The organism is Actinoalloteichus hoggarensis (assembly GCF_002234535.1).
In the GTDB taxonomy this organism is placed as follows: Bacteria; Actinomycetota; Actinomycetes; order Mycobacteriales; family Pseudonocardiaceae; genus Actinoalloteichus_A; species Actinoalloteichus_A hoggarensis.
Map to the genome: position 1 here is coordinate 3,317,429 of NZ_CP022521.1, position 24,948 is coordinate 3,342,376.

Sequence of the window (24,948 nt, forward strand, 5' to 3'; positions counted from 1 at the left end):
CTCACGACGGGCACGCCCGCCGGAAGCGGCCTTCAAGGGCCCCGACAGGAGGATGTCGGAGCGCCCGCCGGAGCAACGCGCGGCCCGCGCACCCACGGCGCCGGCCTCGGGGCGAGTCAGGGACCACGCTCCTCACTCGGCCGCGCCCGGGCATCGGGCCGCAGGGGGAACGGGCTCTTCCGCATCACCGGGATCGCGGCACGCCACGACGCCACCAAGAAGCCCACCGGCCCCTCACACACGAACGGGGGCCGACACCAGGTGCCGACCCCCGTTCGCGACGCGCCGTCAGCCCGCGCTGATCACCCCGGTGGAGAGCAGCACGAGAACCAGCACGCCGAGGGCGATCCGGTACCAGACGAACAGGTACACGCTGTGCCGCTCCACGTACCTCATCAGCCACGCGATGATCGCGTAGCCCACCGCGCCCGCCACCAGCGTGGCGACCAGCATCTGAGCCCAGGTCGGCTGGAGACCCGGCCCGCCCGTCTCGAACACCTCCGGCAGCTCGGACAGTCCGGAGGCGACGACCGCCGGAATGGCCAGCAGGAAGGAGAACCGCACCGCGGTGGGCCGGTCCAGCCCGAGGAACAGGCCTGCCGTGATGGTCCCGCCCGACCGAGACACTCCGGGGATCAGTGCCATCGACTGGGCGAAGCCCATGATGATTCCGTCCTTGAGCGTCAGCTGAGTCATCGGCCTGCGCTGTCTGCCCAGGTACTCGGCGAGTCCGAGGAGGATGCCGAACACGATGAGCGTGGTGGCGATGAGCCACAGGTTTCGTGCGGTGGTGCGAATCTGATCGGCGAAGAGCAGTCCCAGCACGCCGATCGGAATGGTGCCGATCACCACGTACCACGCCAGCTTGTAGTCGGGCGTCTGTCGCACGCTGCTGTCACGGAAGCCCCGCAACCACACCATGAACAGGCGTCCGATGTCCTTGGCGAAGTAGATCAACACCGCCGCCTCGGTGCCCAGCTGGGTGACGGCGGTGAAAGAGGCGCCTGCGTCCTCTCTGAAGAAGAGCTCCGAGACGATCCGAAGATGCCCGGAGGAGGAGACCGGAAGAAACTCCGTGAGACCCTGGACCATTCCGAGGACCAGGGCTTCCAACCACGTCACTAACTCACTCCTGCAAGGTCAAGAGCCTCGACGGCAAGACGAAGGGTTTCGACTCCCCGCGACGGATCTTGCAGCATCGGAGTGACGGACAAGGTGGTGACCCCCACCTGGGCGAAGGCCTGCATCCGGTCTGCTATCCGCTCGACAGGCCCCAGCAGAGCGATGGCGTCCAGGAACTCCACCGGCACCGCGGCCATGGCGCCCGTGTAGTCCCGCTCCAGGTAGAGCCGCTGTATCTCCGCCGCCGCCTCGCCGAACCCCATGCGTGTGGCCAGGTCCTTGTAGAAGTTCTGCTTCCGGCTGCCCATGCCGCCGACGTACAGCGCCGCGTAGCCGCGGACCGCATCGGCGCAGGCGCGCCAGTCCTCCCCGGGACAGATCGGGACGGTGGGCACCACGTCGAAGCCGGCAGGCTCGCGTCCCGCACGTGCTCGACCGGTCCGCAGATGCCCCAGCTGCTCCGTCGCGTGCTCCGGCGAGAGGAAGACCGCGAGCCACCCGTCGGCGATCTCGCCGGCCAGTTCGGTGTTCCTGGGGCCGATGCTCGCCAGGTACACCGGGATGTCCTCGCGCACCGGATGCACCGTCAGCTTCAACGCCGCTCCCGGACCGTCCGGCAGCGGAAGTCGATAGTGCTCCCCCTCGTAGCGCAGCCGCCCACGGCTCAACGCGGCCCGGACGATCTCGACGTACTCCCTGGTGCGCCCCAGCGGCTTGGCGAATCGGACGCCGTGCCAGCCTTCGGAGACCTGCGGCCCGGACACGCCGAGGCCGAGACGGAAGCGGCCCTGCGACAGCGTGTCCAGCGTCGCGGCGGTCATCGCGGTGGCGGCAGGCGTCCGTGCCGGGATCTGCATGACGGCACTGCCCAATCCGATCCGCGTGGTCCGCGCGCCGATCCACGACAACACGCTCGGCGCGTCGGACCCGTAGGCCTCCGCCACCCAGACCACGTCGTAGCCGAGCCGGTCCGCCTCCACGGCCAGCTCCAGGTTGTGGTGGTCGTTGCCCATTCCCCAGTACCCGAGATTCAGCCCAAGTCGCACCCGCCGAACCCTACCGACGAGTAACCGAGTGGAACAGCCCACACACGCAGGAGACCGCCCCGACCGACATCCGCGACGGCTCCGCCGGACGGACCCGGCCCCTACGACGATCGTTCGACCCGCCGCCGATCGAGTGACGCGCATCATGATCCGTTTCCGGATCCTTTGTCGATCATCGTCCACACTGTCCAATTTCCCGCCCTCCTGGACTGACCGTCGAACTGATTACCATTCCCGCATGGCTGACACCTCTGGGGGAGTGAAACCGTCCGATACCAGACCGAGAATGACTCGTCGACGCCTCTTCGGATTAGGCGCGGCGGCCATCGCCGGCCTCGCCCTGACCTCGCTCGCCGCCGCATCACCGGTCGCGGGACAGACGCCATCACCTGCGCCGACGCCGCGAACAGGCCGCCCGACCGACGCCGCGGCAGCCTGGCGGCTCCTTTCCGAGGGGAATGCCCGATTCGTCCGGGGGAATCCGCGATACTCTCACCAGGACGAGGCCTGGCGCGATTCTCTCGCAGCAGGACAGAACCCCTTTGCGACGGTACTGGGCTGCGCGGATTCCCGAGTTCCGCCGGAGATTCTCTTCGACCGGGGATTCGGCGATCTCTTCACCGTCCGTTCGGCGGGCGAGGTGCTCGACGACGCCGTGGTGGGCAGCATCGAGTATGGCGTCGAGCACGCGGGGACCCCGCTCGTGGTGATCCTCGGCCATGCCCGATGCGGCGCGGTGGCCGCCGCGATCGACACCGTCGACGGCGAAGGACACCTCGAGGGCGACATCAGCTCGCTGGTGCGCGACGTGGAGGCCGCCGTCCGCGCGACTCCGCCCGACGCCGACGCCGACGCCTTCCTCGCGGCCTGCGTCCGGACGCAGGCCCGCCGGGTGGCCGCGATGCTCCTGGAGCGCTCCGAGATCGTCCGTGACGCCGTCCAGCACCACGGTGTGCGGATCGTCACGGCCGTCTACGAGCTGACGACCGGTCGGGTCGAGCGACTCCCCTGAGGTCGCGGACCCGCCCCGATGCGCTGCCCGGCACGCCGGGGCACCACCCGAGCGGGGCCGCCCCTCGGGCCTCAGGCGCCGGAGTCGATGAGGGATGCTGGACAGATGCGACCAGCTCCGACCTCGACCAGCCTCGCCCGATCGACCGGAACCGCCACCGCCCCGCTGCGGCTCGTCGCGGTCCTGACCGCCGGAACAGCCCTGCTGACCGGCTGCTCCTTCGGCATGGCGGACGAGATCGTCGGCGAGGACCCGCTGCCTGTCTCGGCGGCGGCGGGCCCGGCCGACTCCCCCGAGCAGGCCGACGCCCCGGCGGGCGAGGTGCTTCCACTCGGCCGGGGCGGCGTCACCGCGGTGCACGTCGACGCGGCGAGCCGGACCCTCGTCGCCGCGCTGGCCGAGCCGCCGCACCTGGTGCTGGCCGACCTCTCCGACCCGCAGGACCCGCCGCGCGAGGTGCCGCTGCCCGGCCCCGCAGGCAGCCTCGAACCGACCGGCGGCGGAGTGCGAGTCCCGGTCCCCGACGCGGACCTGCTCGTCGAGGTCGATCTCGAGACGGCGACGGCCGAGGAGATCGACCTGGGCGTCGCGGCGGTCTCGATCGCCGAATCGGCCGACACCACGGTCCTTGCCCATGCGGGGGGCACGGTAGGGCTGCGGGACGAGGCGGGCGACCACCGCGACGTGCCCGGCTTCACGGGCGTCACCGACGTGCTGACCGTCGAGGAGACCGTCTTCGCCCTCGACCGAGTGGAGAGCTCCCTGGTTCAGGTGAACCTGCCGGAGACTCGCAGAGGGCTGGCGCTGCGCGCGGGCGAGGGCGCCACCAACGCCGTGGCCGACCGCTTCGACCGGATCATCGTCACGGAGACCCGATCCGGTGAGCTGCTGGTGTTCTCCACCGAGCCCTTCCTGCTCCGGCAGCGCTACCCCGTGCCCGGCGGCCCCTACGCCGTGGCCTACGACGAGCAGCGTGACCTGGCGTGGGTGACGCTGACCGAGACCAACGAGCTGGTCGGCTACGACGTCGCGGGCGGGGAGCCGGTCGAGAGTCACCGCTTCCCCAGCGTCCGTCAACCGAACTCGGTCACCGTGGATCAGGACACCGGCGCGGTGGTGGTGGGCTCCGCCACCGGAGAAGGGATACAGGTGGTGCATCCGTGAACGACGAGGCCGTCATCGAAGGAGACTGGGAGTATCAGCCGCTGCGGCTGCCGCCAGGGGTCTCCCGGCGCACCGCGGCCGTGCAGCTCGCCATCCATGCCGAGTTCGCGGGTTGGGAACTGGCCCGCGTGCTGCTGTTCGGCGACGGCACCCGCAAGGTCTGGCTGCGGCGGCGGCGCAGCGCGGTGGGCATCCCCGGCCTCTTCACCTGAGACGGCAGACTCGTACTCCCGACGCGGGGCGTCCCCGCCGCTGCCCGCGGGCCGGGACGCTGGGGGCGCGCGTACCGATCGGGCCCACGGGTGCCGTCCGGGCCTCCGGATGACGATGACGCCTGGACGGGGCGTCTCGGCGATGACGGCGTCTGAACCGCGACGGCGACCCGCGTCACTCTCCATGGCGACCCCCGCACCACGGCAGCCCCACGTCAGGACGGCGTCCGGGCAGGCACCGCGACGACGGCGCGGAGAGACGTCAGGCCGGCGGCGCGGTCGGAGCCCGCAGGCGCGTCGTGGGCACCGGTGCTCCGCGCGGCGACAGCCGCCTGGGCAGGCCGCGCGAACCGTCGACCACCCGGACCGGTCTCGGCGGGCATGCTCCACTCAGGCGAGCGACCCGCGATCACGGCCTCCCTGCCCTCCACCGGATGCCTGATGAGGTCGAGCCCTGCCCCGACCGGGGCGCCGTTCTTCGCCATCGCCGGTTCTCCTGATGCCGAGGCCCGCCCGGCGGCCGAGGCGCCACACCCCCGGAGGGCGCGTCGGCCCCGCCGCCACGCGGCCCGATCCGCTGTTCCGAGGCCGCAGCCGACACCGTCCGCGGCGACCCGGACCCGCCGTCGACGCCTGTCGGCCGCCTCAACCTGGGAGCCTCGGCTGCCGCTCCCACGGAGCGGTCGCCAGCCGAGAACACCGAAGCGGCAGGCGAGCCGGTCCCCCTGAGCAGCCCCGAGAACGAGCAGCGGCCGCCGCTCCGCAGCCGGCAGAGCCGCTATGCCCGACCGCCTCGCCCTACGAACTCGTACCGCCGGGGCAGAGGCCCACGCGATGAACCGCCGCGCCGACCGGCCCGACCGCGGACGACTCGACGCGATGACGTCCGCCCTCGGTGGATCACCCAGCGCGGCGACCGCCGTGCCCGCCTGTCGGCGGAGCAGGGCCGCCGACGGACTCAGCTGGAGAGCAGGAAGCGGTTGAGCACCCGGGTGCCGAACTTCAGCGCGTCGACGGGCACCCGCTCGTCCACACCGTGGAAGAGCGACGCGAAGTCGAGGTCGGCGGGAAGCTGAAGCGGGGCGAATCCGAAGCACCGGATGTCGAGCTTCTGGAAGGCCTTCGCGTCGGTGCCGCCGGAGAGCATGTAGGGCAGCACGTGCGCGCCGGGGTCCTCCGCCGTGATCGACGAGGTCATCGCGTCGACCAGGGCGCCGTCGAAGGAGGTCTCGACCGGCGGCAGGCTGATCCACTCGCGCTCGACGTCGGGTCCGAGGATCTCCGCGAGCTCACGCTCGAAGGCCTCCTGCCTGCCCGGGAGGACCCGGCAGTCCACGGTCGCCTCGGCCACCGAGGGGATCACGTTCGCCTTGTAGCCCGCGGTGAGCATCGTCGGATTCGCGGTGTCACGCAGGGTCGCTCCCACGATCCGCGAGATCGCCCCCAGCTTGCCGATCGCGCCGTCGAGGTCGTCCTCGGGGAACTCCCAGCCGGTGATCTCCGTGACGCCCGCGAGGAACTCCCGCACCGAGTCGGTCATCACGATGGGGAAGCGATGGGTGCCGAGCCGGGCGACGGCGGCGGCGAGCTTCGTGACCGCGTTGTCCTCGTGGACCATCGAGCCGTGGCCCGCGCGGGCCCGCACCTTCAGCTTGAGCCAGGCGATGCCCTTCTCCGCCGTCTCCACCAGGTAGCTGCGCACCCCGTCCTTGAACGTGACCGAGAAGCCGCCGACCTCGCTGATCGCCTCGGTGGCGCCCTCGAACAGATCTGGACGATTCGCCACCAGCCACTGCGAGCCCTGAAGTCCGCCCGCCTCCTCGTCGGCGAGGAACGCGAAGATGATGTCCCTCGGCGGCACGATGTTCTCCCGCTTGAACCGGCGGGCGACCGCGAGCGACATGCCCAGCATGTCCTTCATGTCCACCGCGCCGCGGCCCCAGACGTAGCCGTCCTGCACGGCGCCGGAGAACGGGTGCACCGACCACTCCGAGGCGTCGGCGGGCACGACGTCGAGATGGCCGTGAACCAGCAGAGCCCCGCGACTCGGATCGGCACCCGGAAGCCGCACGAACACGTTGCCCCGCCCCGGCCGATCCCCGGACTCGACGTAGGTCGGTTCGTACCCCACGTCGCCGAGCTGCTCGGCGACGTACTCGGCCGCGGCCCGCTCCCCCACCACCGTGTCGGGATCGCCCGTGTTGGTGGTGTCGATCCGGATCAGCTCGCTCGTCAGCCGGACCGCATCGTCCTCGACGACGCCGAGCCCGCTGGTGATGTCTCCATGGGTGCTCACCAGCACTTTCTACCATCGACCCGTGCCTCCGCGGCAGTTTGAGGGGGCCGATTTGGGATCTCGGGGGACGATCAGCTAACCTATGTCCATCAGCACGGCGGAAGCCGGAGTTGGTCCGAGTGGCGGAATGGCAGACGCGCTAGCTTGAGGTGCTAGTCTCCGATAAGGAGGTGGGGGTTCAAGTCCCCCCTCGGACACAATCACTAACCCTACGGGTTGGCATGATGGTCACATCCAGAACCTTTCCTTCTGGGTCGTAGACCATCTCCAACCGTAGATGTTCGTAGAGTTCTTGTAGCCTCGCCGGGTTCGCCCGGCTGAGGACACTCTTCAGGTTCCCCAGGTGATCGATCATCGCGTGTACCTCCGCGTCGGTCAGCGAGCCGGGTGTACGGCCTCCTTTCAGCTCCGCTTGTGCGGTGGTACGTCGATTCTGTGCTTCGTTGACTGCTTCGACCAGCGCGGCCGGGTCTACGCCTGCTTCGATCGCAGCCCGCAGCCGAGTCAACTTCTCCTCCGCCTCAGCAAGTCGTCGCTTGGCATCGCCCCTGTCGATCGCCTGCGGCGTGGAGCCTTGCGAGGCCACGAGCGCGGTGACGGTGCGATCACGATTCTCCGGGGCGAACAGTTCGCCTATCCACTCGTTGAGTGGCCCGAGCACGGCGGCTTCGGGAAGGTAGACGTTCTTCGGATGCTCTTTCAACGCGGGAGAACCCGGTACGAGAGTGCGTGCCGCACAGCGGTAGTACGTGCGCTCAGCACGCGGGGTGCCTTCCATCCGACGCGCACAATGCACACAACGAACCCGGCCGCGTAGCGGATAAGGCCGTTTGGTCGCTTTGGGTCCGCGCTCCAGCTTCCGTCGAGCGGGCAACCCACCTGCCGCACGCCTCCGACGCAGAAGTGCGACGTCGGTGAACATCTCGACGGACACGACGGCCGGGTGTGCCGGCAGACGGGAACGCACGATCTGATCGGGCCGCGCTCGACGAAACCGCGTGACGTGTCCGGCGGCGACGTCGTCAGGGTCGATCAACGTCTCATGCCGAGTCCAGCGCCCGAAGACCGCATACCCGGTGTATCGAGGGTTCTCCATGATCGACCGCACGGTGCTGCCCTGCCAGCCGTCCGCCAACCGATGCCGATTCTGATCCGGTCGCCGTTTCGAAGGACAGGGAACCCCGTCTCTGTTCAACCCGTTCGCGATCGCCCGATCCCCCTTCCCGTCCAAGTACTCGGCGAAGATCCGCCGCACGACCTCCGCCGCGTCCTCATCGATCTCCAGCACCCGCAGGCGGTACCCCTCGGCCGCCTTGCGCGGGTTCGGATGCGGACCGGCGTCCACGACCGTGTAGCCGAACGGGGTTCGGCCGCCCTGATGCCGACCTTCGTTGAGCACCTGTGCGTCCATCGCCGCCCGAACCCGCGCCTGAACATGCTGCCGCTCGGACTCGCTCATCCCACCGAGCACGCTCATGAGCATCTTGTGTGACGGGTTGCGCGGATCGAACCTCCCGCCCAGTTCGGGAACCCAGAGGTCGACCCCGTAGGCGGCGAACTTCGGCGCGATCAACGAGAACTGGTTACCGAACCAACACCGCGTCCCCTCCCCCACCACCACCGCCGACCAACCCCGGTTCGGGTTCTTCAGCTCGGCCAGCAGCCGGGCCGCATCACGCCGCCGCTCCCACGGGACCGAGCGCGACTGCCCGACATCGAAGAACTCCGCCGCCACCATCCCGCCCAACGGCTCGACGAACTTCCGCGCGGTACCGACCTGCCAGCCGTGCGACGTCTCCGGGTCCTGATTGTCCTCCGTCGAGCACCGGCCGTAGAAGGCCACCGGCCCGATCCCGGCGTCCACCGGCTCGACGACGTCCACGCCCAACAGATCGTCCAGCACCGCCCATGGATTGCTGATTTCATCAGTCATCTGATCACCTCATCGGTTCGGCCTTCGAGGACCGGAATCGTGGTCAACTCGACCAGTATGGCAAGCAGGACGCGACTCACGGGCGGTGTCAACACTGGTAGATCGGCGGGAAGCCGAACCGTGAGCGGAGATCCGGACTCGCTGTCTGACGTCGACCTGGTCATGCCGCACCGTCCGCATCATCCTCGGACGGGCTGATTTCACCAGCTCGTACCCGGTCGACCGCGTCCCGGATCTCCGCCGTCAGATACCCGCGCACCCGCCGCACGCCGTCCCCCTCCGGGACGTACTGCCGGGTGGGTCGGCAGCCCAGTTCGCCCATCTGCCGGGCGAACCCGCTCGGCTCCACGTCGAGTGCATCGGTGAGTTCGGCGGTCGGCACGAAGCGTCGGCCGCCGGGGCGAAGTTCCTCGCCGAGGAACTCGACGACACCCCGCAACGGTTCGGGCAGCCGCTCGGCGTTCCAACTCACCGGCCCCGCGCTGAGCGCGTCCGTCACCGCCGCCGAGTCGATCGCCCGGGCCGCGTGCTCTCCCACCGCGTGACCGGACAGGGTGCCCGCGATCTCCCGCAGCAGCCGACCGCGCGTGCAGACGGCCCGCCACTCGGCGTTCGTCAGGTAGAAGGTCCGCACCGTCACCGCGACGGCGTCCGCACCCGCGTCGGTCTCGCCGTCCGGCCGCAGGATGCCGACTCCCTTGTGGCTCGGCAGCAGCGTGGAGGCGTCATAGCCACGGGTGTTCATCTGGTCGCCGAGCACGATGTTGGAGTCCCGCCAGTCCATCACCCGCAGGGCGAACCGGGTGCCGAGCACCGATCGGAGTCGAGACGGGATGGTCTGGGAGTCGGGTCGCTGCGTGGCGAGTACGACGATGATCCCGGCGGCAGGCCCTTTCCGAGCAAGGTAGGCGAGCAGGTCCGCGATGTACTCGCCGAGCGTCGTCCCCCGCTCCCCCACCGTCAGCTTCGTGGGGTTGTCGAGGAACACCTGTACTTCGTCGAGGATCACGGCGGTGATCGGCATCCGGTGCGCGGGATCGCGGGAGAGCTGCGGCGTGATCTTCGATTCTGGACAGGTCTCGTCGTCGAGTTCGGCCATGCGCGCGTAGCGGGACTGCACCTCCGCCACGAGTTCGACCAGGCCGTCTCGCACGGCCTCGGCCTGTGCCTGATCGTCGCCGCACACGAACCGATGGGCGACGGCCTCGGCGGCCCGCCAGTCCTTCCCGCCCTTGCCGTCGAAGACGTACAGCCGGGCGAAGGCGTCCAGGATGAACCCCGCTGCGGCCAGCCGGACCGCCATGGTCTTGCCCTGCCGAGGAATCGCACCGACCAGCAGCGACGTCCACACCAACGAGAGGTCGACCTTGCGCCGTCGTGCGTCGCGCCCGAAGGGCACCGGCCGCCAGGCGTCCCAGGTCTCCGCCCGCACCAACGGGGAGGAGAACGGCGGGCCGCCGTAGGGGTCGACGTCGGCGACCCAGAGGAACACCCGCCCGGCGTGACCACCTCGGCCGCGCACTCGCTCGGCCACGAGCTGCACCTCGTCCACCGCCAGCGCCGAGGCGAGCGCGTCCCGATGTTTGAGCACGTCGGCCGCCTTGCGAGTGGCGGGCAGGTCGACCGTGATCGACCACCCGCCGCCGCTGTGGGTGGCGCGCTCGACCAGCCGCAGCGACTCGTCTCGGCCGATCAGCTTCGCGTCCCTGAACGCGTCGACCAACACCTGTGGGTCCATCGTCCAGGCGAGCGTGCGCGGCCCGCCGAGCGCCGCCGTGCGGCCCGATGCGCCGTCCTTCCGACGACCGGCCACGGCCAGGCCGAGCAGGCCCGCTCCGACCGTGCTCCACAACGCCGACGGCCCCGCCACGAGGTCGACGACCACCAGGCCGCCGAGAACGGCCAGCGCCGCGATCCCGGTGACGCGCCAGCGGTAGAGCGTCAGCGCGCGGATCTCGACGAACTTCTCTGCCAGCTTCTCGGCCTGCTCGACGGCGTCCCGGTAGTCCTGCACCCGTACCCAGCGGCGCCACGCCCGCAGCGCGGCCAGCAGTCCTCGGCCGATCGCCCCGGTGAGCCGCAGCGGGGACCGAAGCAGCCAGGCCACGGCGTCCTTGATCGCCTGCTTCCCCGCCCGGCGAGTGGGGAGGATTCTCCGGAACAGTCGGGAAGTGCGAATGCGGTCGACGAGCCGCGAGACCAGCAGACGGCCGCGAGCGCGCAACGGAACCGGCGGGACGGCGGCCGAGGGTCTGTCGAGCGCAGCACCCGGCTTCCTCGCCTGCTCGCCGTTCATCGGCGATCACCCCGGCGGCGGGGCAGGTCCTTCGTCGTCACCGTCAACGCGCGAGTCAGGCAGTGGGCCGCGAACAAGGCGGGGGCGGCCAGGACCACGAGCACCACGCCGTCGTGTGCCCGGCTGGACATCACGACCCATTGCACGGCCACGATCAGCCCCGCGTTGAACAGCACCCGGCCCGTGAGGGACAACAGACGTCCACCGGTCTGGGCCTTCTCCGCCGCAGCGCGGGCACGTCGAGCCCCCGCCCGCCATACCGAGGCGAAGGCGATCAGCACGCCGAGTCCGGCCATGACCTCGATCGGCGTAAGCGTGAGAGCGGTCATGACAGTGATCCCCCTTCGTGGTCGGACGTCTCGGAGTCGGAAGGGCGGTGAGCCCAGACGCGATGCAGCGCGCGCCGGTCGTGCTCGGCGAGTCCGCCCCAGATGCCGTGGGTCTCGGCCCCGGCGGTGCGAAGTTCAAGGGCGAGGCATTCGTCTTGAGCCGCGCAACCCGCGCAGAAGTGGGCGGCCAACGCGGAATCGGGCTCCTCGGCGGTGTCGGGTTCCGGCGGTTCTCCCTCGCGGTGCGTCGTGTGGCAGAGGCCGTCGCGCTCGACGGCGTCGCGAAGGACGTCGGAGGGCACCTGATCGAGTCCGGCCAGGCGGTGGAGGACGTCGTCCCACTGGTCGCGGGTCATCAGGCGTCACCCCCGCCCGGATGGCGGTCGCGCTCGACGAGCAGGCGAACGATTTCGGTCGCGGGGATGCGGGGGCGTCCGTCGCGCCACCGGGCGTGCAGGACGCCGAGGCGGACGGCCCGCGACACCTGAGCGGGAGGGAGGTTGAGAATCCAGGCGGTCTGACGGACGGAGTAGTGCGTTCCTCGCCCGGATTCGGGCAGGCGGATAGCCACGAGAAAACCTCTCGACGAAGTCCGAGTATTGATTTCAGCAACATAGTGCTGATTTCAGCGCTAAATAGGCAGCGCTGAGCCACGGGCGCCGTGAACAACGCCCTGTCGTCTCGCGAATCACTGCGGAGCGGCTAATCTCGGCGCTGAGGCGGAGCGCGGAGGAATAGGTGTCGGAGGACTGGGCGGCAGTCGCCAAGGCGATTGACGAGCGTGTGCACGAACTGGGTTGGCGACAGCGGGAACTCGCGGAGCGCTCGCATGTCTCGCAGGCGATCGTCCGCGAGCTTCAGCACCACACCGTCGAGCGCAGACGCAGCCCACGCACCCTCGAATCCCTGTCGGTGACGCTCGGCTGGCACCCGCAGCACCTGGACGCCGTCGTTCACGGCCGGACGCCGTCCGAAGTGGACGAACCCGTGACCGATCCGGGCGACACGGTCTGGTCGCGTCTGGAGGGCATCGAGACCCGGCTTGCCGAGATCGCCGAACGACTCGACGAACTGCACACCGATCTGTCGACGGTCATCCGGCATGTCCGCGATTCGAAGGAATGACCGTGAATTCGAGCGGTGGAATCGGGTTTCTCTCATGCCGTCGATTCCACTCGGAATGCGGCCGCGGGACCATGCAATGACAGTGCAACTCCGATGCAGGACCAGTGCGACAACAGGGCGAGACGGCGATTTCGGGGGATGAGCTGATGGCGCGGACGACCGACTGGACAGGAGCGAGCGCGTGCGCTTTACAAGCCGCGCTGCGACTGAGCAACGAGTCTTTCGCCGCACGGTTGGGAATCGCCGTCCGCACGGTCGCGGGTTGGCATCAGAAGTCGACGACTCGCCCGCGCCCGGAGATGCAACAGCTTCTCGACACGACGTTGGAACAAGCAGACCAGGCCGCACGGGAGCGCTTCGCCGCGCTCAGCGCCCCGCCGCAGTCCCCCGCGCCAGTCTCCCCCGCCGAGGCCGCCCGGCAGGCTGAACCGGTCACCGCCGAGGCAGTCCGGCGGCTGGACTCGGACCCGAACATCAACGATGCGCTCGCCTGGCTCGACGATCACGCGGGCTGGGAGTCCGGCACGGCTCGCCGCGCGGTCGCCGAGCGGCTGGCGGCGCTCGACGTCCGCGAGCTGCGGGACCGAGGCAGTCGACGCGGCAGGGTCGACCAGCGCCGCATCGCCCATGCGCTGGCCGCTTACTACCACGACAGCGTCACGGATCACGGCCGCTACACCGTCCGGCACGACGGCGGCGCGGAGACCGAGACGAGCATCCTGACCCGGCCGGGTTGGCTGGACCTGAACTGCTCCCTGACTACCGGAGGGGACCGCCTCGCCGTAGACGGCACCCCGGCTACCGCACTTCGCCTGGATGCCGAGGCCGCCGACCACGGGGTGCGCCGACTCGCGGAGACACTGGCGCTCGACATCCGGCTCACCGACATGCCGTTGTACCGGCTGACCGGGACCGCCGTCGACCGTGACGGCATCGGCGGAACGCTCGCCCTGTCCCGTTTCGTCGAGTACGCCTTCACGATGGACCTTCTGGAAGGCGAGCTGGTCGACGCGCTCGCCACCGGCGCACCGGTGGAACCCGGCAGCCTGCCGCTGCGGGATCGACTCCTGCCGGATCTCACCTCGGTACTCGATCTCGCCGGCCGTCTCTGCGCGGGCGGCACGCTGGCGCTGTGCGCGATCGCGCGACCAGCCGACCCGTTTCGCGGACCGGCCGACTACGTCTTGCTGGTGCAGGAACGCTCCGGCCACGTCGTCAACGCCGCTCGGCGGCTCGCCGTCATCCCGAAAGGCTTCCACCAGCCCATGACCGACGTGCGGGCCGATGCCCGGCTGGGCGCCACGCTGCGGCGGGAGATGGAAGAGGAGCTGTTCGGCCGGGAGGACATCGACAACACGGTGTCCGATCAACGGCGTGCCGATCCGATGCACCCAAGCCGGCTGTCGGCCCCGATGCGCTGGCTGTCGGAGGAGTTCGGGCGGCTCCGGATGGAGTGCACGGGGTTCGGGCTGAATCTCGTCAGCGGCAATTTCGAGTTCGCCGGATTGATCGTCGTCGATGACGAGGATTTCTGGACGCGCTTCGGCGGCGAGATCGAGGCCAACTGGGAATCGCATGGTCTTCGGCAGTATTCGAGCCTGGACAGTGGATTGATCTCGGAGCTGATCGGTGAGGTAGCGTGGAGCAACGAAGGCTTGTTCGCACTGCTGCAAGGCCTTCGGAGGTTGAGTGAGATCGGCGGGGACCGCGTGAACCTGCCCGCGATGAACTGGGAGGTGCGGGAGTGACGGCCCGCTGGCAACACGGAAACGCCAACGATGACACGCAGGAGACTCGTGGTTGGCTGCTCGGCCACTTCATCAATCCCACCGAGGACATTCGCTCGACGACCGACGTCGAGGTGAAATGGGCGAACCACCCGGCGGGCGACAAGCGCGCCGAGTGGACCACCGATGACCAACGCACCACGCTGTTGTTGATGGTGCACGGCGAATTCCGGCTGGACCTCACCGAGGACAGCGTCACCCTGGCCAAGCCCGGTGACTACGTGCTGTGGGGGCCGGGTATCGACCACTCGTGGGAAGCACTCGCCGATTCCGTGGTCATCACGGTGCGCTGGCCGTCGCTGCCCACCTGATCTTCACACCGGTAGGACATCAATCTGCGGGAGATCGACGCGCTCACCGCCGATCTCCCGCAGCCGTCGCAACCCTTGGGCGAAGGCGAAGAGCCCTTCGTTGCTCCAGGATTCATCGGCGGCCAGAACGGTCACGAGGTCACGATCCAGGCTGGAATACTGCCGCAGGCTGCGTGATTCCCAGTTGGCCTCGATGTCACCACCGAAGCGCGTCCAGAACCGCTCATCGTCGATCATGAGCAGGCTGGCGAACTCATAGTTCCCACTGATGGTGTTCAGACCGAATCCCGTGCATTCCATCCGAAGCCGTCCCGGTTCCTCGGACAGCCAGTGCATCGGCGCGGACAGCCGGTTCGGGTGCATCGGGTCCGCCACTCGATTGCCGTCCTCGGTACTGTCCACCTCGGAGTGCCCGAACAGTTCCTCCTCCAGTTCACGACGCAGGGTCGCCCCGATACGGGTGTCAGCCCGGTAGTCCCGTAGGGGCTGGTGAAATCCCTTCGGGATGACGGCCAGCCGTCGCGCGGCATTCACGACCTGTGTCGAGCGTTCCTGGACCAGAAGTGCGTAATCGGCGGGTCCCCGAAACGGATCGGCCGGCCGCGCGATCGCACACAAGGCCAGGGCTCCGCCGACGCAGAGCCGCGAATCGAGATCGAGCACAGCCGCGAGCGAAGGAAGGTAGCGGTCCCGCAACGGCTGGCTGCCATGGCAGGGCGTCACGCTGCGGCTGACGGCGTCGGACAGCTCGGATTCCAACAGGTCCAAGGTGAGGGCGTATTCGACGAACGAGGCCAGCCCCACCGAGCCGCCGATGCGGGCAGGCTCGACGTCGGCGGACAACAGCCGATACACCGGGCGGTCAGAGACACGGACTCCCGCCGTGACGGCCTCGGCCAACCGGTCGACGGCGTAGTACGGCGCGTCGTGTTCGCGAGCCGCCCCCGGCATCACGGCATCCAGTCGAAGCAGGTCCGTGGACGGTGTGAGCGGGCATCGCAGATCGAGCCAGGACGGACGGGTGAACACGGTTGTGTCGATTCCATGACCGTCAATCCGAGTCCGATAGAAGCCGTGCCCCGGAACAGACCGGTCGTAGTAGGCCGCCATCGCCTCCGCCAGTGCGCCGCGTCCCACCCGCGCGGGAAGTCGCCCCGCGATCGCGGTTCGCACGCCCAGTTCGGCCAGCCGCTCGGTGACCCGGATCTGTGTGGTCTGTGGAGTCCAACGGGCTTGAGTATCGAGCCAGTCGAACGCGGCGGACAGATCCGCCGCGACGGCCCCGAAATTACCGGGGGCGGGGCGAGTCATCACAGTCTCGGGAACGTGAACAGTCCTCGGCGAGGCCGTCCCGCCCGCGATGTCGGCCGTCCCGAGGGCGTCCCGTGGCGGGGACAGCAGGACATCGATGTCGAGGCCGAAGATGCGTTCGAGCAGACGCGCGGTGACCGTCCGAACCGGACCGAGCGGTGCCCCGTCGGCGCGGTGCCCGGAGAGCAGCCGTTGTAGGTTCCGTGTACTCAGCGTGCCCGGCTCGCCGTGTTCACGCGCGAAGGTCTCGACGAACTCCGCGAACTCCTCCACGGACTGCCGCCGTTCCTTGATCTTCTGCTCCAGCACCGTCCGGTACACGCTCACGAGCCACCCCACCCCGTAGGTCCGTAGATGTCGTCATCAGGTCCGACTCAGGTCATTCAGCTGACCATGAGCTGACGTGATGATGATTTCAGTCTGACACAGCCACAAAGGAGCTGGTCAGGCAGGTGATCGACGGAGGGCATCAGCGCCCGCCTCGAACCGTCGGGAGCCGGAACGCGGCCGGGGCAGCCGTGGCGACACCCCACCCCGGCCGCGTTCTCCCGACCGAGTGGGAGGCCGCAGGCTATGGCGAAGACCCCGGACGATCGCCCCTCCGACCCGTGGGCACCACTGCTCCCGCCGGACGATCTCACCACACGGCGAACACGCTGCGTAGCCTGGTTGACCAGCCGCTGCCGGGGAGGTGTGGAGTGCGACTGCGTGCCGGTGGCGGAGGCATTTCCTCGTCTGCCGCATGACGTGTAGCAAGTAAGCTCTGAAGTGTCCCGCCATTCCATCTAACGCGCCGCTACTGCTACGGAGGTTGCAGGACGTCCAGGACAGGTAGCTCGCCACCGTCCCGCAGAGATCGAAACAGTGCACTCACTCCCCTCAAGCAAAATCAACGGCTACCCCGAAAAGCCAGAATCAACGCTAGCGCGCCAATCAAGTTCGCAGGAAATCCGAATATCTGGGAGACCGCTTCAAACCAATCCCTAGCGCCAACATAAAGCACTATCGAAACCTGCAGCAACAACGCGGTGCCAATCATACTTGAGGCCTGGGGCAACGAAATACCCTTCGACGCTAGTTTCTTTTCGGTCGACGAAACCTCCGAAGCAAGACCCCCTTCAATCAAGGCATCGACTTTATTAACCAATTGATCAAAGGCGATATTATTCGTGGGAACCTGTTCCAATAGCTTCTTTTCTGCGCCAGCATCGGGCGCGACTTGGAAACTTTCCGAAATCCTCTTCATGGTCTTGATGTCAAAAAAATTCTCGACATCAAGGTTCCGATGGAAGACACTGGGGTTCTTTCCCCCAGCAAGACTCACGTCGATCCCATGAAGAGCACCACCCGGACCGAACATGTCCGCCAACCTCAGCGGGCGCGCAGCCTCCGACGCAGCCTGAATCGCAGGCCCCAAGCCCACCATCGTCTTACGAAGGTCCTTACTAATAGACCCAGCAAGACTCACGTCGATCCCATGAAGAGCACCACCCGGACCGAACATGTCCGCCAAATTCACTCCACCAGTAGGGCCTCTGGAGTCATACTCATTGCCCAACGTCGTTTCTTCATCGGACTGCTCATCTTGCGGCACCGCGTCGTTCGGCATGATGTTGATTCTAGCTGCGCCGGCACTCCCCCCCACCCAAGCAGGTCCCGCGAGAGTCGCAGCGTACCGGCACAGCCCTCAGTCTCTCACGCTAGACGCTGCGGATATCGAGCCGTGTGGTTAGTGCGCAACTCCCCCCTCGGACACAATCACTATTCACCCGTGGAGAGGCCGTCGCATAGACGGCCTCTTTCTCGTTTTCATACCGAAGTTCGAGTCGCAGCTCCCGGTACAGCTCGGCGAGCCGGTCCGGGTTCGCCTCGGACAGGGCCGCTCCCACATCGCCGAGTGAGTCGATCATGGCGTGGATCTCGGCATCGGTGATCGTGGTCGGTGCCGGGGAGTCCGTCAGCTCCGCGTGCGCCGCTGCTCGTTCGGCTTGTGCCTGGTTGATCGGCTCGACCAGCGCGGCCGGGTCGATCCCGGCGCCGATGGCGTCCTGAAACCGACGGAGCTTCGCCTCAGCCTCGGCGAGACGGCGTCGAACGTGTTCATGATCACTTCGCTGTCGGCGGTCGCCTTGCGAGTCGACCAGCGCTCGGACCGTCCGGCCGATGTTGGCCGGGGCGAACAGCTCGCCGATCCACCCGTTGACCGCGTCTCGAATAGCGTCTTCTCGCACGTAGATCGTGGGCGGATGCTCGGCGAGAGCCGGCGAGCCGGGCGCCAGCGTGCGCGCCGGGCACCGGTAGTACATACCGTGTCTGCGGGGACTCCCCTCCATCTTCCGAGAGCAGATCCCACACCGGATGTGCCCCCGGAACAGGTAGGTCCGTGTCGTCGCCCGGCCGGATCGTTCGGTCTTGCGGGCGGTGCGCAGCCCGCCGACGGACTTGGCCCGGCGCTTCACCTGGGCTTCTGTGAACTCCTCCACGGTGACGATCGGCGGGTGCGCCATGCTGCGAGACCGCACGACCTGATCGGGCTTGGCGCGTCGGAACCGCGTGACGTGCCCGGCCGCGATGTCCTCGGGATCAATGAGCGTCTCGTGCCGAGTCCACCGGCCGAACACGGCATAACCGGTGTACTTGGGATTGTCGAGAATCGCGCGGACCGTGCTTCCCTGCCAACCGTCTGCGAGTCGGTGCCGATTCTGCTCCGGTCGTCGCGCCGAAGGACAGGCAATGCCCGCACGATTGAGACCGTTCGCGATCGCCCGATCGCCTTTCCCGTCCAGATACTCGGCGAAGATCCGACGGACGACCTCGGCCGCGTCCTCATCGATCTTCAGCACCCGCAGGCGGTACCCCTCGGCCGCCTTGCGCGGGTTCGGATGCGGACCGGCGTCCACGACCGTGTAGCCGAACGGCGTTCGGCCACCCTGATGCCGACCCTCGTTGAGCACCTGCGCGTCCATCGCCGCCCGAACACGGGCCTGAACATGCTGCCGCTCCGACTCGCTCATCCCGCCCAACACGCTCATGAGCATCTTGTGTGACGGGTTGCGCGGATCGAACCTCCCGCCCAGTTCGGGAACCCAGAGGTCGACCCCGTAGGCGGCGAACTTCGGCGCGATCAACGAGAACTGGTTACCGAACCAACACCGCGTCCCCTCCCCCACCACCACCGCCGACCCACCACGGCCCGGGTTCTTCAGCTCAGCCAGCAGGCGAGCGGCGTCGGTCCGCCGCTCCCACGGGACCGACCGAGACTGCCCGACATCGAAGAACTCGGCCGCCACCATCCCGCCCAACGGCTCGACGAACTTCCGCGCCGTACCGTTGTGAGTCGATCAACGCTCGAATCGTCCGACCGATGTCGACCGGGGCGAGCAGCTCGCCGATCCATCCGTTGAGCGCGTCTCAGATGGCGTCTTCTCGCGCGCCTCGCCTCGGTCACCGACGAACGCACTCATCGGAGACCGAGGCCAGGAAGACACCGGCAGTACGTCAGTTCGCGGCGACGGGCGACGTCTCGCCCAGCATCGTGCAGACCGCGCCGTCGATCACTCCCTGCTCGGCGGTTCCGAGCTCCGGCTCGAACAGGCCGAACTGCGTCGTGGTGACCACGGTGACCGATCGTGTGCCCGTCTCGTCGACGTAGTTCGCGCTGGAGTAGCCAGGGATTCCGCCGGTGTGGCCCCAGACCGGTCCGCACGGGCTCTGGTACTGCTCAAGGCCGAGCCCGTACCGCGCGCTCGCCGGGTCGTCGGGGAGTTCCACGACGGTGTCCTTCATCTCGGCCAGCTGCGCGGGCGGCAGCACCTCGCCGGACATCAGCGCACGCAGGAATCGTTGCCAGTCCTGCGGAGTGGACACCACCGCACCCGCGGCCCAGGACCAGGACGGGTCGATCGACGTCACCGTGACATGGTTGTCTCGAGCCTCGCCCGCGAAGGCGACACCTTCGGGCGTGCCGGGCGGCAGTAGGGGCGCGAGGTGTTCGGCGTCCGGTTCATATCCGTCGGCCAGCAGGTCACCGTCACGGGACTCGCCGTCGACGGCCAGGTAGGTGTCGGGCAACTCCAGGGGCTCGAGGATCCGCTGCTGGAACAACGTTTCCATCGTCTCACCGCTGACGTCCTCCAACACCATGCCGAGGGCGACGTAGTTGGTGTTGCTGTAGGCGTGGCTGGTTCCGGGCGGCGATAGTGCGGGCAGGGTCGTCCCCATCTCGAGCAGCCGAGCGGGCGGCAGCGGCGTGGTGCTCTGGCCGGTGATCAGAGCCATGACCTCGGGGGCATAGATGTAGTCGGCGAGGCCGCTCGTGTGATTCAGCAGCATTCTGAGCGTGATCTCATGCCCGTTCGGCACCGCGCCGGGCAGCCATTCCTCGACGGGGTCCTCCAGGGAGAGCCGTTCCTCGGCGACCAGCTGCAGCACTAAGACGCCGATCATGGTCTTCGTGTTCGATCCCATCCGGAACTGGTCTCGAGCCGTCAGGCGGTGATCGGCAGTGGTCCAGTCGGCCTGGCGCGCGAGTTCGATCGGCTCCCCGACGCCGTCGTCGACCCGGACCACGACACCTGGCACGCCTGCGGCGACGGCATCGTCCAAGAGGGTGGCCAGCGCGGTGCCCGGGGCCGGGGAGGCCAACGTGGTGGTCTCCCCGGCGGCGGGCGGAACGGCGGAGTCGGCGGGCGTGGCGCAGGCGGCGACCGTGGCCAGCACGGCCAGGCCGGCGGCGACGGTCGGCGTCACCCGTCGAGCGGAACCCCGGGACGCGGGAAACCGAATGCTCATGGTCATCTCCTGTGGCGGGACGGTCCGCGGCCGGCTTGCCGCGCTGGAACCATTCAGCCAGGGACACCTCGTCGAAACGTCCCACGTTGTAGTGCCTTTCCCCGCCCTCGGCTCACTCGAAGGAATGACAGGAAACGACCGGGGGATGTACGCCGTCACCCGTGGACGGTCAGGATCGAGTATTTCTCGCCAGCACCGCTGCCTGGGCACGGCTCTGGCAGCCGGTTTTGGCGAGCACTCGGCTGACATGGGTTTTCACCGTGTGGAGGCTGACCACGAGGCGCTCGGCGATCTCGGCGTTGCTCAGTCCGTCCCCGACCAGGTTCAACACGAGGCGTTCTCGCGCGGTGAGGTTCGTCAGCCTGGCGAGGTCACGGGCGTCCGGCCGGTGCCGGGCAGTCAGGTGTCCGTCGATGATCCGCCGGGTCACCGCCGGGCTCAGCGCGCTGTGTCCGGCCGCCGAGGCTCGAACCGCGGCGGTCAGCTCCTCGTAGGAACTGTTCTTGAGCAGGAATCCCGCCGCGCCCGCGGCGAGTGCGTCGTCCACGTACTCGTCGATATCGAACGTGGTGAGCATGAGCACCTGAGTGCGGCCGGGACCGAGCAGCCCGCGTCTGCCCAGTTCGGTCAGCGCCCACAATCCGTCTCGGCGGGGCATTCGGATGTCCAGCAGCAATACGTCGGGCCGGAGCCGCGCGCAGACGTCGACGGCGTCCTCACCGTGTGCGGCGGTGCCCACGACGGTGAGGCCGGGCCGGCCCTCCAGGATCGTGGTGAGGCCGACACGGATGATCTCCTCGTCGTCCACCACCACCACGGTGATCTGCTCAGACATCGGCGAACTCCAGCGGCATCGTGGCCATTACGCGGAACCCGCCGTCACCGGTCGGGCCTGCGGTCAGTTCGCCGCCCGACGCCTCGACCCGTTCACGCATGCTGATCAACCCGAGACCCGCCCCCGCCTGTTGCGCACCAGGCCGAACAGCGGGTCTGTTCACCACTTCGACCCGCAGTCGCCCGTCGTCGACATCGAGAGTGAGGGCGACCGCCGCTCCGGGAGCATGGCGGCGGGCGTTGGTCAGCGATTCCTGCACGATGCGATATCCGGCCAGTTGCACCGGCCGCGGCAACGCCTCCAGCTCGTGGTCGAGTCGCACGTCGACGGTTCCTCCGTCGGCCCGGTGCGCCGCCAGCAGCGCGGGCAGCTCGCCGAGCCCCGGAGTCGGACGCAGTGGGGCTGCCTCTGCCGGATCATGCAGCACCCGCAGCAGATCCCGCAGCTCCCCGCCGAGCTGCCTGCCCGCCAAGGCAAGCCCGTCGGCCTGGGTACGGGCCCAGTCGGGCAGGTCGGCACCTCGGGCACGAAGGGTCTCCGCGTGCACGACGAGCAGGGTCAGCGAATGCGCGACCAGGTCGTGCATCTCACGGGCGATGCGCACCCGTTCCCGTTGGGCGGCCTGTTCGGCGCGCAGCTGTTGCTCGCGGGACGCGTCCGCCGCCCGCTCCTCGGCAGCGGCGAGCAGCGCGCGGCGAGTGCGGGCGGCGAAGCCCATCGCCCAGGCCAACGGCATCGGAGCCAGCATGGCGAAGACGTCGAGGCCGCCTCGGAAGTCCGCGGCGCTGGCCGTCCTCCAGTTGATCCAGAGGCCTGCTGCGACGATCACGCCGCCCGCCAGCGCGGCCAATCCGGTCCGAGCCAGGTGGACACCGTGGTTTCCCAGGTTGTAGAGGACCACCGCGAGCGGCAGGAAGACCAATGGAGACAGCCTGACTCCCCCGGCCGCACCGCCCACGACCGCCGCCACCAGCGTGCCGAAGATCAGCAGGAAGGCTGTGACCGGCACTCGACGCCGAGCCGACAAGGCGACCAGGGCCACCAGTTCGAAGCCGATCAGCAGCGACCACGCGGTGGAGGACTCGTCCGTGCTCGGCTGTAACAGCGGCGGCGCCACCAGGGTCAGCACGATGATCCCGGCATCCGCTTCCCACCAACGCCGCCGGCCAGAATCTCCCGTCACCGTCCAACCCTATGGCCGAGCGTGCCGCCGATCGTCACTCTTAGGGACTACCCGGGTGATCCGTCACCTCCGGGCAACGCAGCGAAGCCGGGCTGTCTCTCTCACCGGCAGGACCCCGGGGCCTCACGCCCTGCGCTCGTAGCTCATTCCGCCGATCTCCAAGCGCGGTGATCATCCCGGTCCACGAGTCGCTGCCGACAAGCAGGCGCGGGGCTCCTGATCGGCCGGCGTTCCGCGGCGCCGGGTCGCGGCACCACACCAGGGCCGCCACGCCGAGCCGAGCAGCCCTCCGCCGTGCCGTGCCAACGCCTCGCGGGCCGTCCCGACTCGTTCCCCGGTGCTCGGACGTCCGGCGTGGGCCGGCCAGTGCCGCTCGGTCCGCGCAGCCGGCTCGGTCCGGGCCCGGAGACGGACGACGAGCAGGTGAGGGCCACGGCGCAGCGATTCGGCCCGGCACCGGCCGTAGGCCTGCACGGTGCCCCCGGGGTCATGGTGGCGGGCGCCTGTCACGATCTCGACGGGGTTCTCTCCCGCGTGCGTGAGCGTGGCCGATCTTGCTGGTGCCGGAGTCGCCACGGACCGTCGGGACGGTTCAACCCAGGGTCCGCTCGACCAGCGGAAGGCGTGAGGTCGACTCGGGGTGGTGGATGTCCCGTGACAGACACGACAGGACCAGGTCTTTCGATGACGCGCGGCCATCATCCGAGCCAGGCGGCCTTGACGACCCGTCGCGGACGTCGAGAGCGTTGAATCTCGTTCCGGCTCCACCACCCCCACGCACGCCGGGGAGTCGTTCTCGATCCGGATGGCACGCCGCTGCGTTCACCCGGCTCCTCAGTGGCGTGGGACCAGTCGCAGGGATTCGCGCCACTCCTGGGCCGGCTTGTCCCGCGACAGGGCATGACGGAGCTGGTAGCCGGGCCCGTCCGTCCGGAGAAGCGGCGGTCGTAGGCCTCCGTCCGGAAGCGCATGCCGCGGGCCGGGAACAGCCACGGCGGCTCAGCTGAAAGAAGGCCGGGGTCCTTCGATGACTGTCGGAGATCGCGACCATGCGGACAAGGCCGATCAGCAGGCGATGCCGAGGACGACCGCCGGAAGGCGCAGGCCGTCCGGATCACCGCCGAAACCCAGGCCGGACCGGGACAGGAAGCGGGATCCGCTGCGAGGACGACCGCTCGCCGGAGCGTGAGCCGTCCGTGTCGCGCATCGGAGGCGCGGAACCCGTTGACGGCTCCGGCTGCGAGGCCGAACAGTATGCCGAGGTAGGGGACGCGGAAGGTCGGACCGTTGCGGCCATGCGCCGTGTAGTGGACCTCGGGGTTGACGAGCGCCACGTCGCGGAGGGCGGCGAACATGCCGAGGGCACCGGAGGCGGCGACGCGGGGTGGCCGAGGCGCCCATTGACGCAGGAGCCGCCAGGCCGGGGCGGGCGCAGGAGTCGCGCTCGACGAGCCTGGCGGCCGGATGGCCGAGCCACCGCCGGGCCGGCTCCGGCCGGCCGCTACTCGGCGTCTCCCCCGAGACATCGCGATAGGTGATGTCCACCAGCCGGCCGAGGAGACGGTCGACGATCTCCTCGTGGGTCGCGAACCGGCCTGGTTCGAGTAGTTCTCGAACACCTGCGGGATCCTGCCGGAAGCCGTCGCGGACGAGCGTCGGGGCGAGCGGTGAGTCCAGGGCGTCCGCGAGCTGCCCGGCCGGCTCCGTGCCCCGGTGAACGATCAGCCGCTGCCAGGGGTCGGGGGCCGGGTCGACCTGGCAGTGTGCCAGGAACGCGGCCGCGTCCTTCCCGCTGACCGGCAGCAGTTCCAGGACGGCGGCCCCGTTCAGGGAGCCGGCGGCACGTACCGTCTCCGCGTAGTGCTCGGTGCGGGAGAAGATCACCACCCGGTGGTCGGCGTGCTGGTCGGTCTGTCGGAGGACGGCGGTGCGTGACCGGAGCGCCACCTCGTCGAAGCCGCCGAGGAAGAGGGCGATTCGCCTGTCCTGTGCCGATCGGACGGCGGCGTCCCGTCCGTAGACGTTCGACCGTGGGAGACGGTGGTCTGCGGCGAGCCGGCCGGCCGGCGGATCGCTCAGTTGCCGGCGCCCAGGGTTCCAGCCTTCGACGCTGAGCAGCACGGGCACGGGTGCCCGAACCCGGTCGGCGACCGCGAGTGCCACGTGCGGGCCCGGAACGGGCAGCAGGACGCACA

21 protein-coding genes and 1 tRNA gene are annotated in these 24,948 nt (G+C 68.9%); 8 read left to right on the top strand and 14 right to left on the bottom strand.

The window, feature by feature from the left end:
- Positions 1-288: 288 nt before the first annotated feature.
- Entirely contained in the window at positions 289-1,122 is an 834-nt protein-coding gene (locus AHOG_RS14650) for an undecaprenyl-diphosphate phosphatase (protein WP_093941854.1), read from the bottom strand.
- The gene (locus AHOG_RS14655) at positions 1,122-2,168 is read right to left on the bottom strand and encodes an LLM class F420-dependent oxidoreductase (RefSeq protein WP_093941855.1); all 1,047 of its coding nucleotides are present in this window, start codon (positions 2,166-2,168) and stop codon (positions 1,122-1,124) included. The genes AHOG_RS14650 and AHOG_RS14655 overlap by 1 nt, the downstream gene beginning before the upstream one ends.
- 286 nt (positions 2,169-2,454) lie before the next feature.
- Here AHOG_RS14655 and AHOG_RS14660 point away from each other — a divergent pair, with 286 nt between their 5' ends.
- The 3 genes from AHOG_RS14660 (at position 2,455) to AHOG_RS14670 (ending at position 4,556) form a co-directional block, all read left to right on the top strand.
- On the top strand, positions 2,455-3,180 hold the full coding sequence (locus tag AHOG_RS14660; protein ID WP_184451111.1) for a carbonic anhydrase: 726 nt from the start codon (positions 2,455-2,457) through the stop codon (positions 3,178-3,180).
- A 105-nt stretch (positions 3,181-3,285) separates the two neighbouring features.
- Complete coding sequence (locus AHOG_RS14665) at positions 3,286-4,344, top strand: YncE family protein (RefSeq protein WP_093941857.1); 1,059 nt, start codon at positions 3,286-3,288, stop codon at positions 4,342-4,344.
- On the top strand, positions 4,341-4,556 hold the full coding sequence (locus AHOG_RS14670) for a DUF5703 family protein (RefSeq protein ID WP_093941858.1): 216 nt from the start codon (positions 4,341-4,343) through the stop codon (positions 4,554-4,556). Before AHOG_RS14665 ends, AHOG_RS14670 begins: the two co-directional genes overlap by 4 nt.
- A gap of 215 nt (positions 4,557-4,771) precedes the next feature.
- Here AHOG_RS14670 and AHOG_RS14675 read toward each other — a convergent pair whose 3' ends face one another.
- On the bottom strand, positions 4,772-5,041 hold the full coding sequence (locus tag AHOG_RS14675) for a hypothetical protein (protein WP_093941859.1): 270 nt from the start codon (positions 5,039-5,041) through the stop codon (positions 4,772-4,774).
- 473 nt (positions 5,042-5,514) lie between these two features.
- Complete coding sequence (locus AHOG_RS14680; protein ID WP_245856242.1) at positions 5,515-6,852, bottom strand: M20/M25/M40 family metallo-hydrolase; 1,338 nt, start codon at positions 6,850-6,852, stop codon at positions 5,515-5,517.
- Between the two features lie 113 nt (positions 6,853-6,965).
- Between AHOG_RS14680 and AHOG_RS14685 the strand changes: the two genes are divergently transcribed.
- Positions 6,966-7,049 (top strand) — tRNA-Leu (locus tag AHOG_RS14685).
- On the opposite strand, the gene AHOG_RS14690 is transcribed toward AHOG_RS14685, so the two are convergent.
- The 4 genes from AHOG_RS14690 to AHOG_RS14705 all read right to left on the bottom strand — a co-directional run bounded on the left by AHOG_RS14690 (position 7,031) and on the right by AHOG_RS14705 (position 11,766).
- Positions 7,031-8,785 carry a recombinase family protein gene (locus tag AHOG_RS14690; protein WP_093941860.1) on the bottom strand — a complete coding sequence of 585 codons (1,755 nt, stop codon included), beginning with the start codon at positions 8,783-8,785 and terminating at the stop codon, positions 7,031-7,033. The genes AHOG_RS14685 and AHOG_RS14690 overlap by 19 nt on opposite strands.
- 160 nt (positions 8,786-8,945) lie before the next feature.
- Complete coding sequence (locus tag AHOG_RS14695; protein WP_093941861.1) at positions 8,946-11,081, bottom strand: FtsK/SpoIIIE domain-containing protein; 2,136 nt, start codon at positions 11,079-11,081, stop codon at positions 8,946-8,948.
- Entirely contained in the window at positions 11,078-11,410 is a 333-nt protein-coding gene (locus tag AHOG_RS14700; RefSeq protein ID WP_093941862.1) for a hypothetical protein, read from the bottom strand. The genes AHOG_RS14695 and AHOG_RS14700 overlap by 4 nt, the downstream gene beginning before the upstream one ends.
- The gene (locus AHOG_RS14705; RefSeq protein ID WP_093941863.1) at positions 11,407-11,766 is read right to left on the bottom strand and encodes a WhiB family transcriptional regulator; all 360 of its coding nucleotides are present in this window, start codon (positions 11,764-11,766) and stop codon (positions 11,407-11,409) included. Before AHOG_RS14705 ends, AHOG_RS14700 begins: the two co-directional genes overlap by 4 nt.
- Before the next feature lie 382 nt (positions 11,767-12,148).
- On the opposite strand from AHOG_RS14705, the gene AHOG_RS14715 reads away from it, so the two are divergent.
- From AHOG_RS14715 to AHOG_RS14725, 3 genes are all read left to right on the top strand, one after another.
- A complete protein-coding gene (locus AHOG_RS14715; RefSeq protein WP_093941865.1) occupies positions 12,149-12,535 on the top strand; it encodes a transcriptional regulator in 387 nt (128 codons plus the stop codon).
- A 146-nt stretch (positions 12,536-12,681) separates the two neighbouring features.
- On the top strand, positions 12,682-14,283 hold the full coding sequence (locus tag AHOG_RS14720) for a transcriptional regulator (RefSeq protein ID WP_093941866.1): 1,602 nt from the start codon (positions 12,682-12,684) through the stop codon (positions 14,281-14,283).
- Positions 14,280-14,633, top strand: coding sequence for a signal peptidase I (locus AHOG_RS14725; protein WP_093941867.1), 354 nt, complete (start codon positions 14,280-14,282; stop codon positions 14,631-14,633). The genes AHOG_RS14720 and AHOG_RS14725 overlap by 4 nt, the downstream gene beginning before the upstream one ends.
- A 3-nt stretch (positions 14,634-14,636) precedes the next feature.
- On the opposite strand, the gene AHOG_RS14730 is transcribed toward AHOG_RS14725, so the two are convergent.
- The 6 genes from AHOG_RS14730 to AHOG_RS14750 form a co-directional block, all read right to left on the bottom strand.
- Entirely contained in the window at positions 14,637-16,271 is a 1,635-nt protein-coding gene (locus AHOG_RS14730) for a transcriptional regulator (protein ID WP_245856243.1), read from the bottom strand.
- 562 nt (positions 16,272-16,833) lie between these two features.
- Positions 16,834-17,553 (bottom strand): hypothetical protein, encoded by a 720-nt coding sequence (locus tag AHOG_RS28510; RefSeq protein ID WP_157736825.1) that lies wholly within the window; start codon positions 17,551-17,553, stop codon positions 16,834-16,836.
- A gap of 91 nt (positions 17,554-17,644) precedes the next feature.
- A complete protein-coding gene (locus AHOG_RS14735) occupies positions 17,645-19,237 on the bottom strand; it encodes a recombinase family protein (protein ID WP_093941868.1) in 1,593 nt (530 codons plus the stop codon).
- Positions 19,238-19,442: 205 nt separating this feature from the next.
- Complete coding sequence (locus AHOG_RS14740; protein ID WP_093941869.1) at positions 19,443-20,735, bottom strand: serine hydrolase domain-containing protein; 1,293 nt, start codon at positions 20,733-20,735, stop codon at positions 19,443-19,445.
- Positions 20,736-20,904: 169 nt separating this feature from the next.
- Positions 20,905-21,570 (bottom strand): response regulator, encoded by a 666-nt coding sequence (locus tag AHOG_RS14745; protein WP_093941870.1) that lies wholly within the window; start codon positions 21,568-21,570, stop codon positions 20,905-20,907.
- Positions 21,563-22,753: a sensor histidine kinase gene (locus AHOG_RS14750; RefSeq protein ID WP_093941871.1), complete on the bottom strand. Its 1,191-nt coding sequence runs from the start codon at positions 22,751-22,753 to the stop codon at positions 21,563-21,565. Before AHOG_RS14750 ends, AHOG_RS14745 begins: the two co-directional genes overlap by 8 nt.
- Before the next feature lie 1,713 nt (positions 22,754-24,466).
- On the opposite strand from AHOG_RS14750, the gene AHOG_RS28515 reads away from it, so the two are divergent.
- Positions 24,467-24,688 carry a hypothetical protein gene (locus tag AHOG_RS28515; RefSeq protein WP_157736826.1) on the top strand — a complete coding sequence of 74 codons (222 nt, stop codon included), beginning with the start codon at positions 24,467-24,469 and terminating at the stop codon, positions 24,686-24,688.
- The last annotated feature ends 260 nt before the right edge of the window (positions 24,689-24,948 follow it).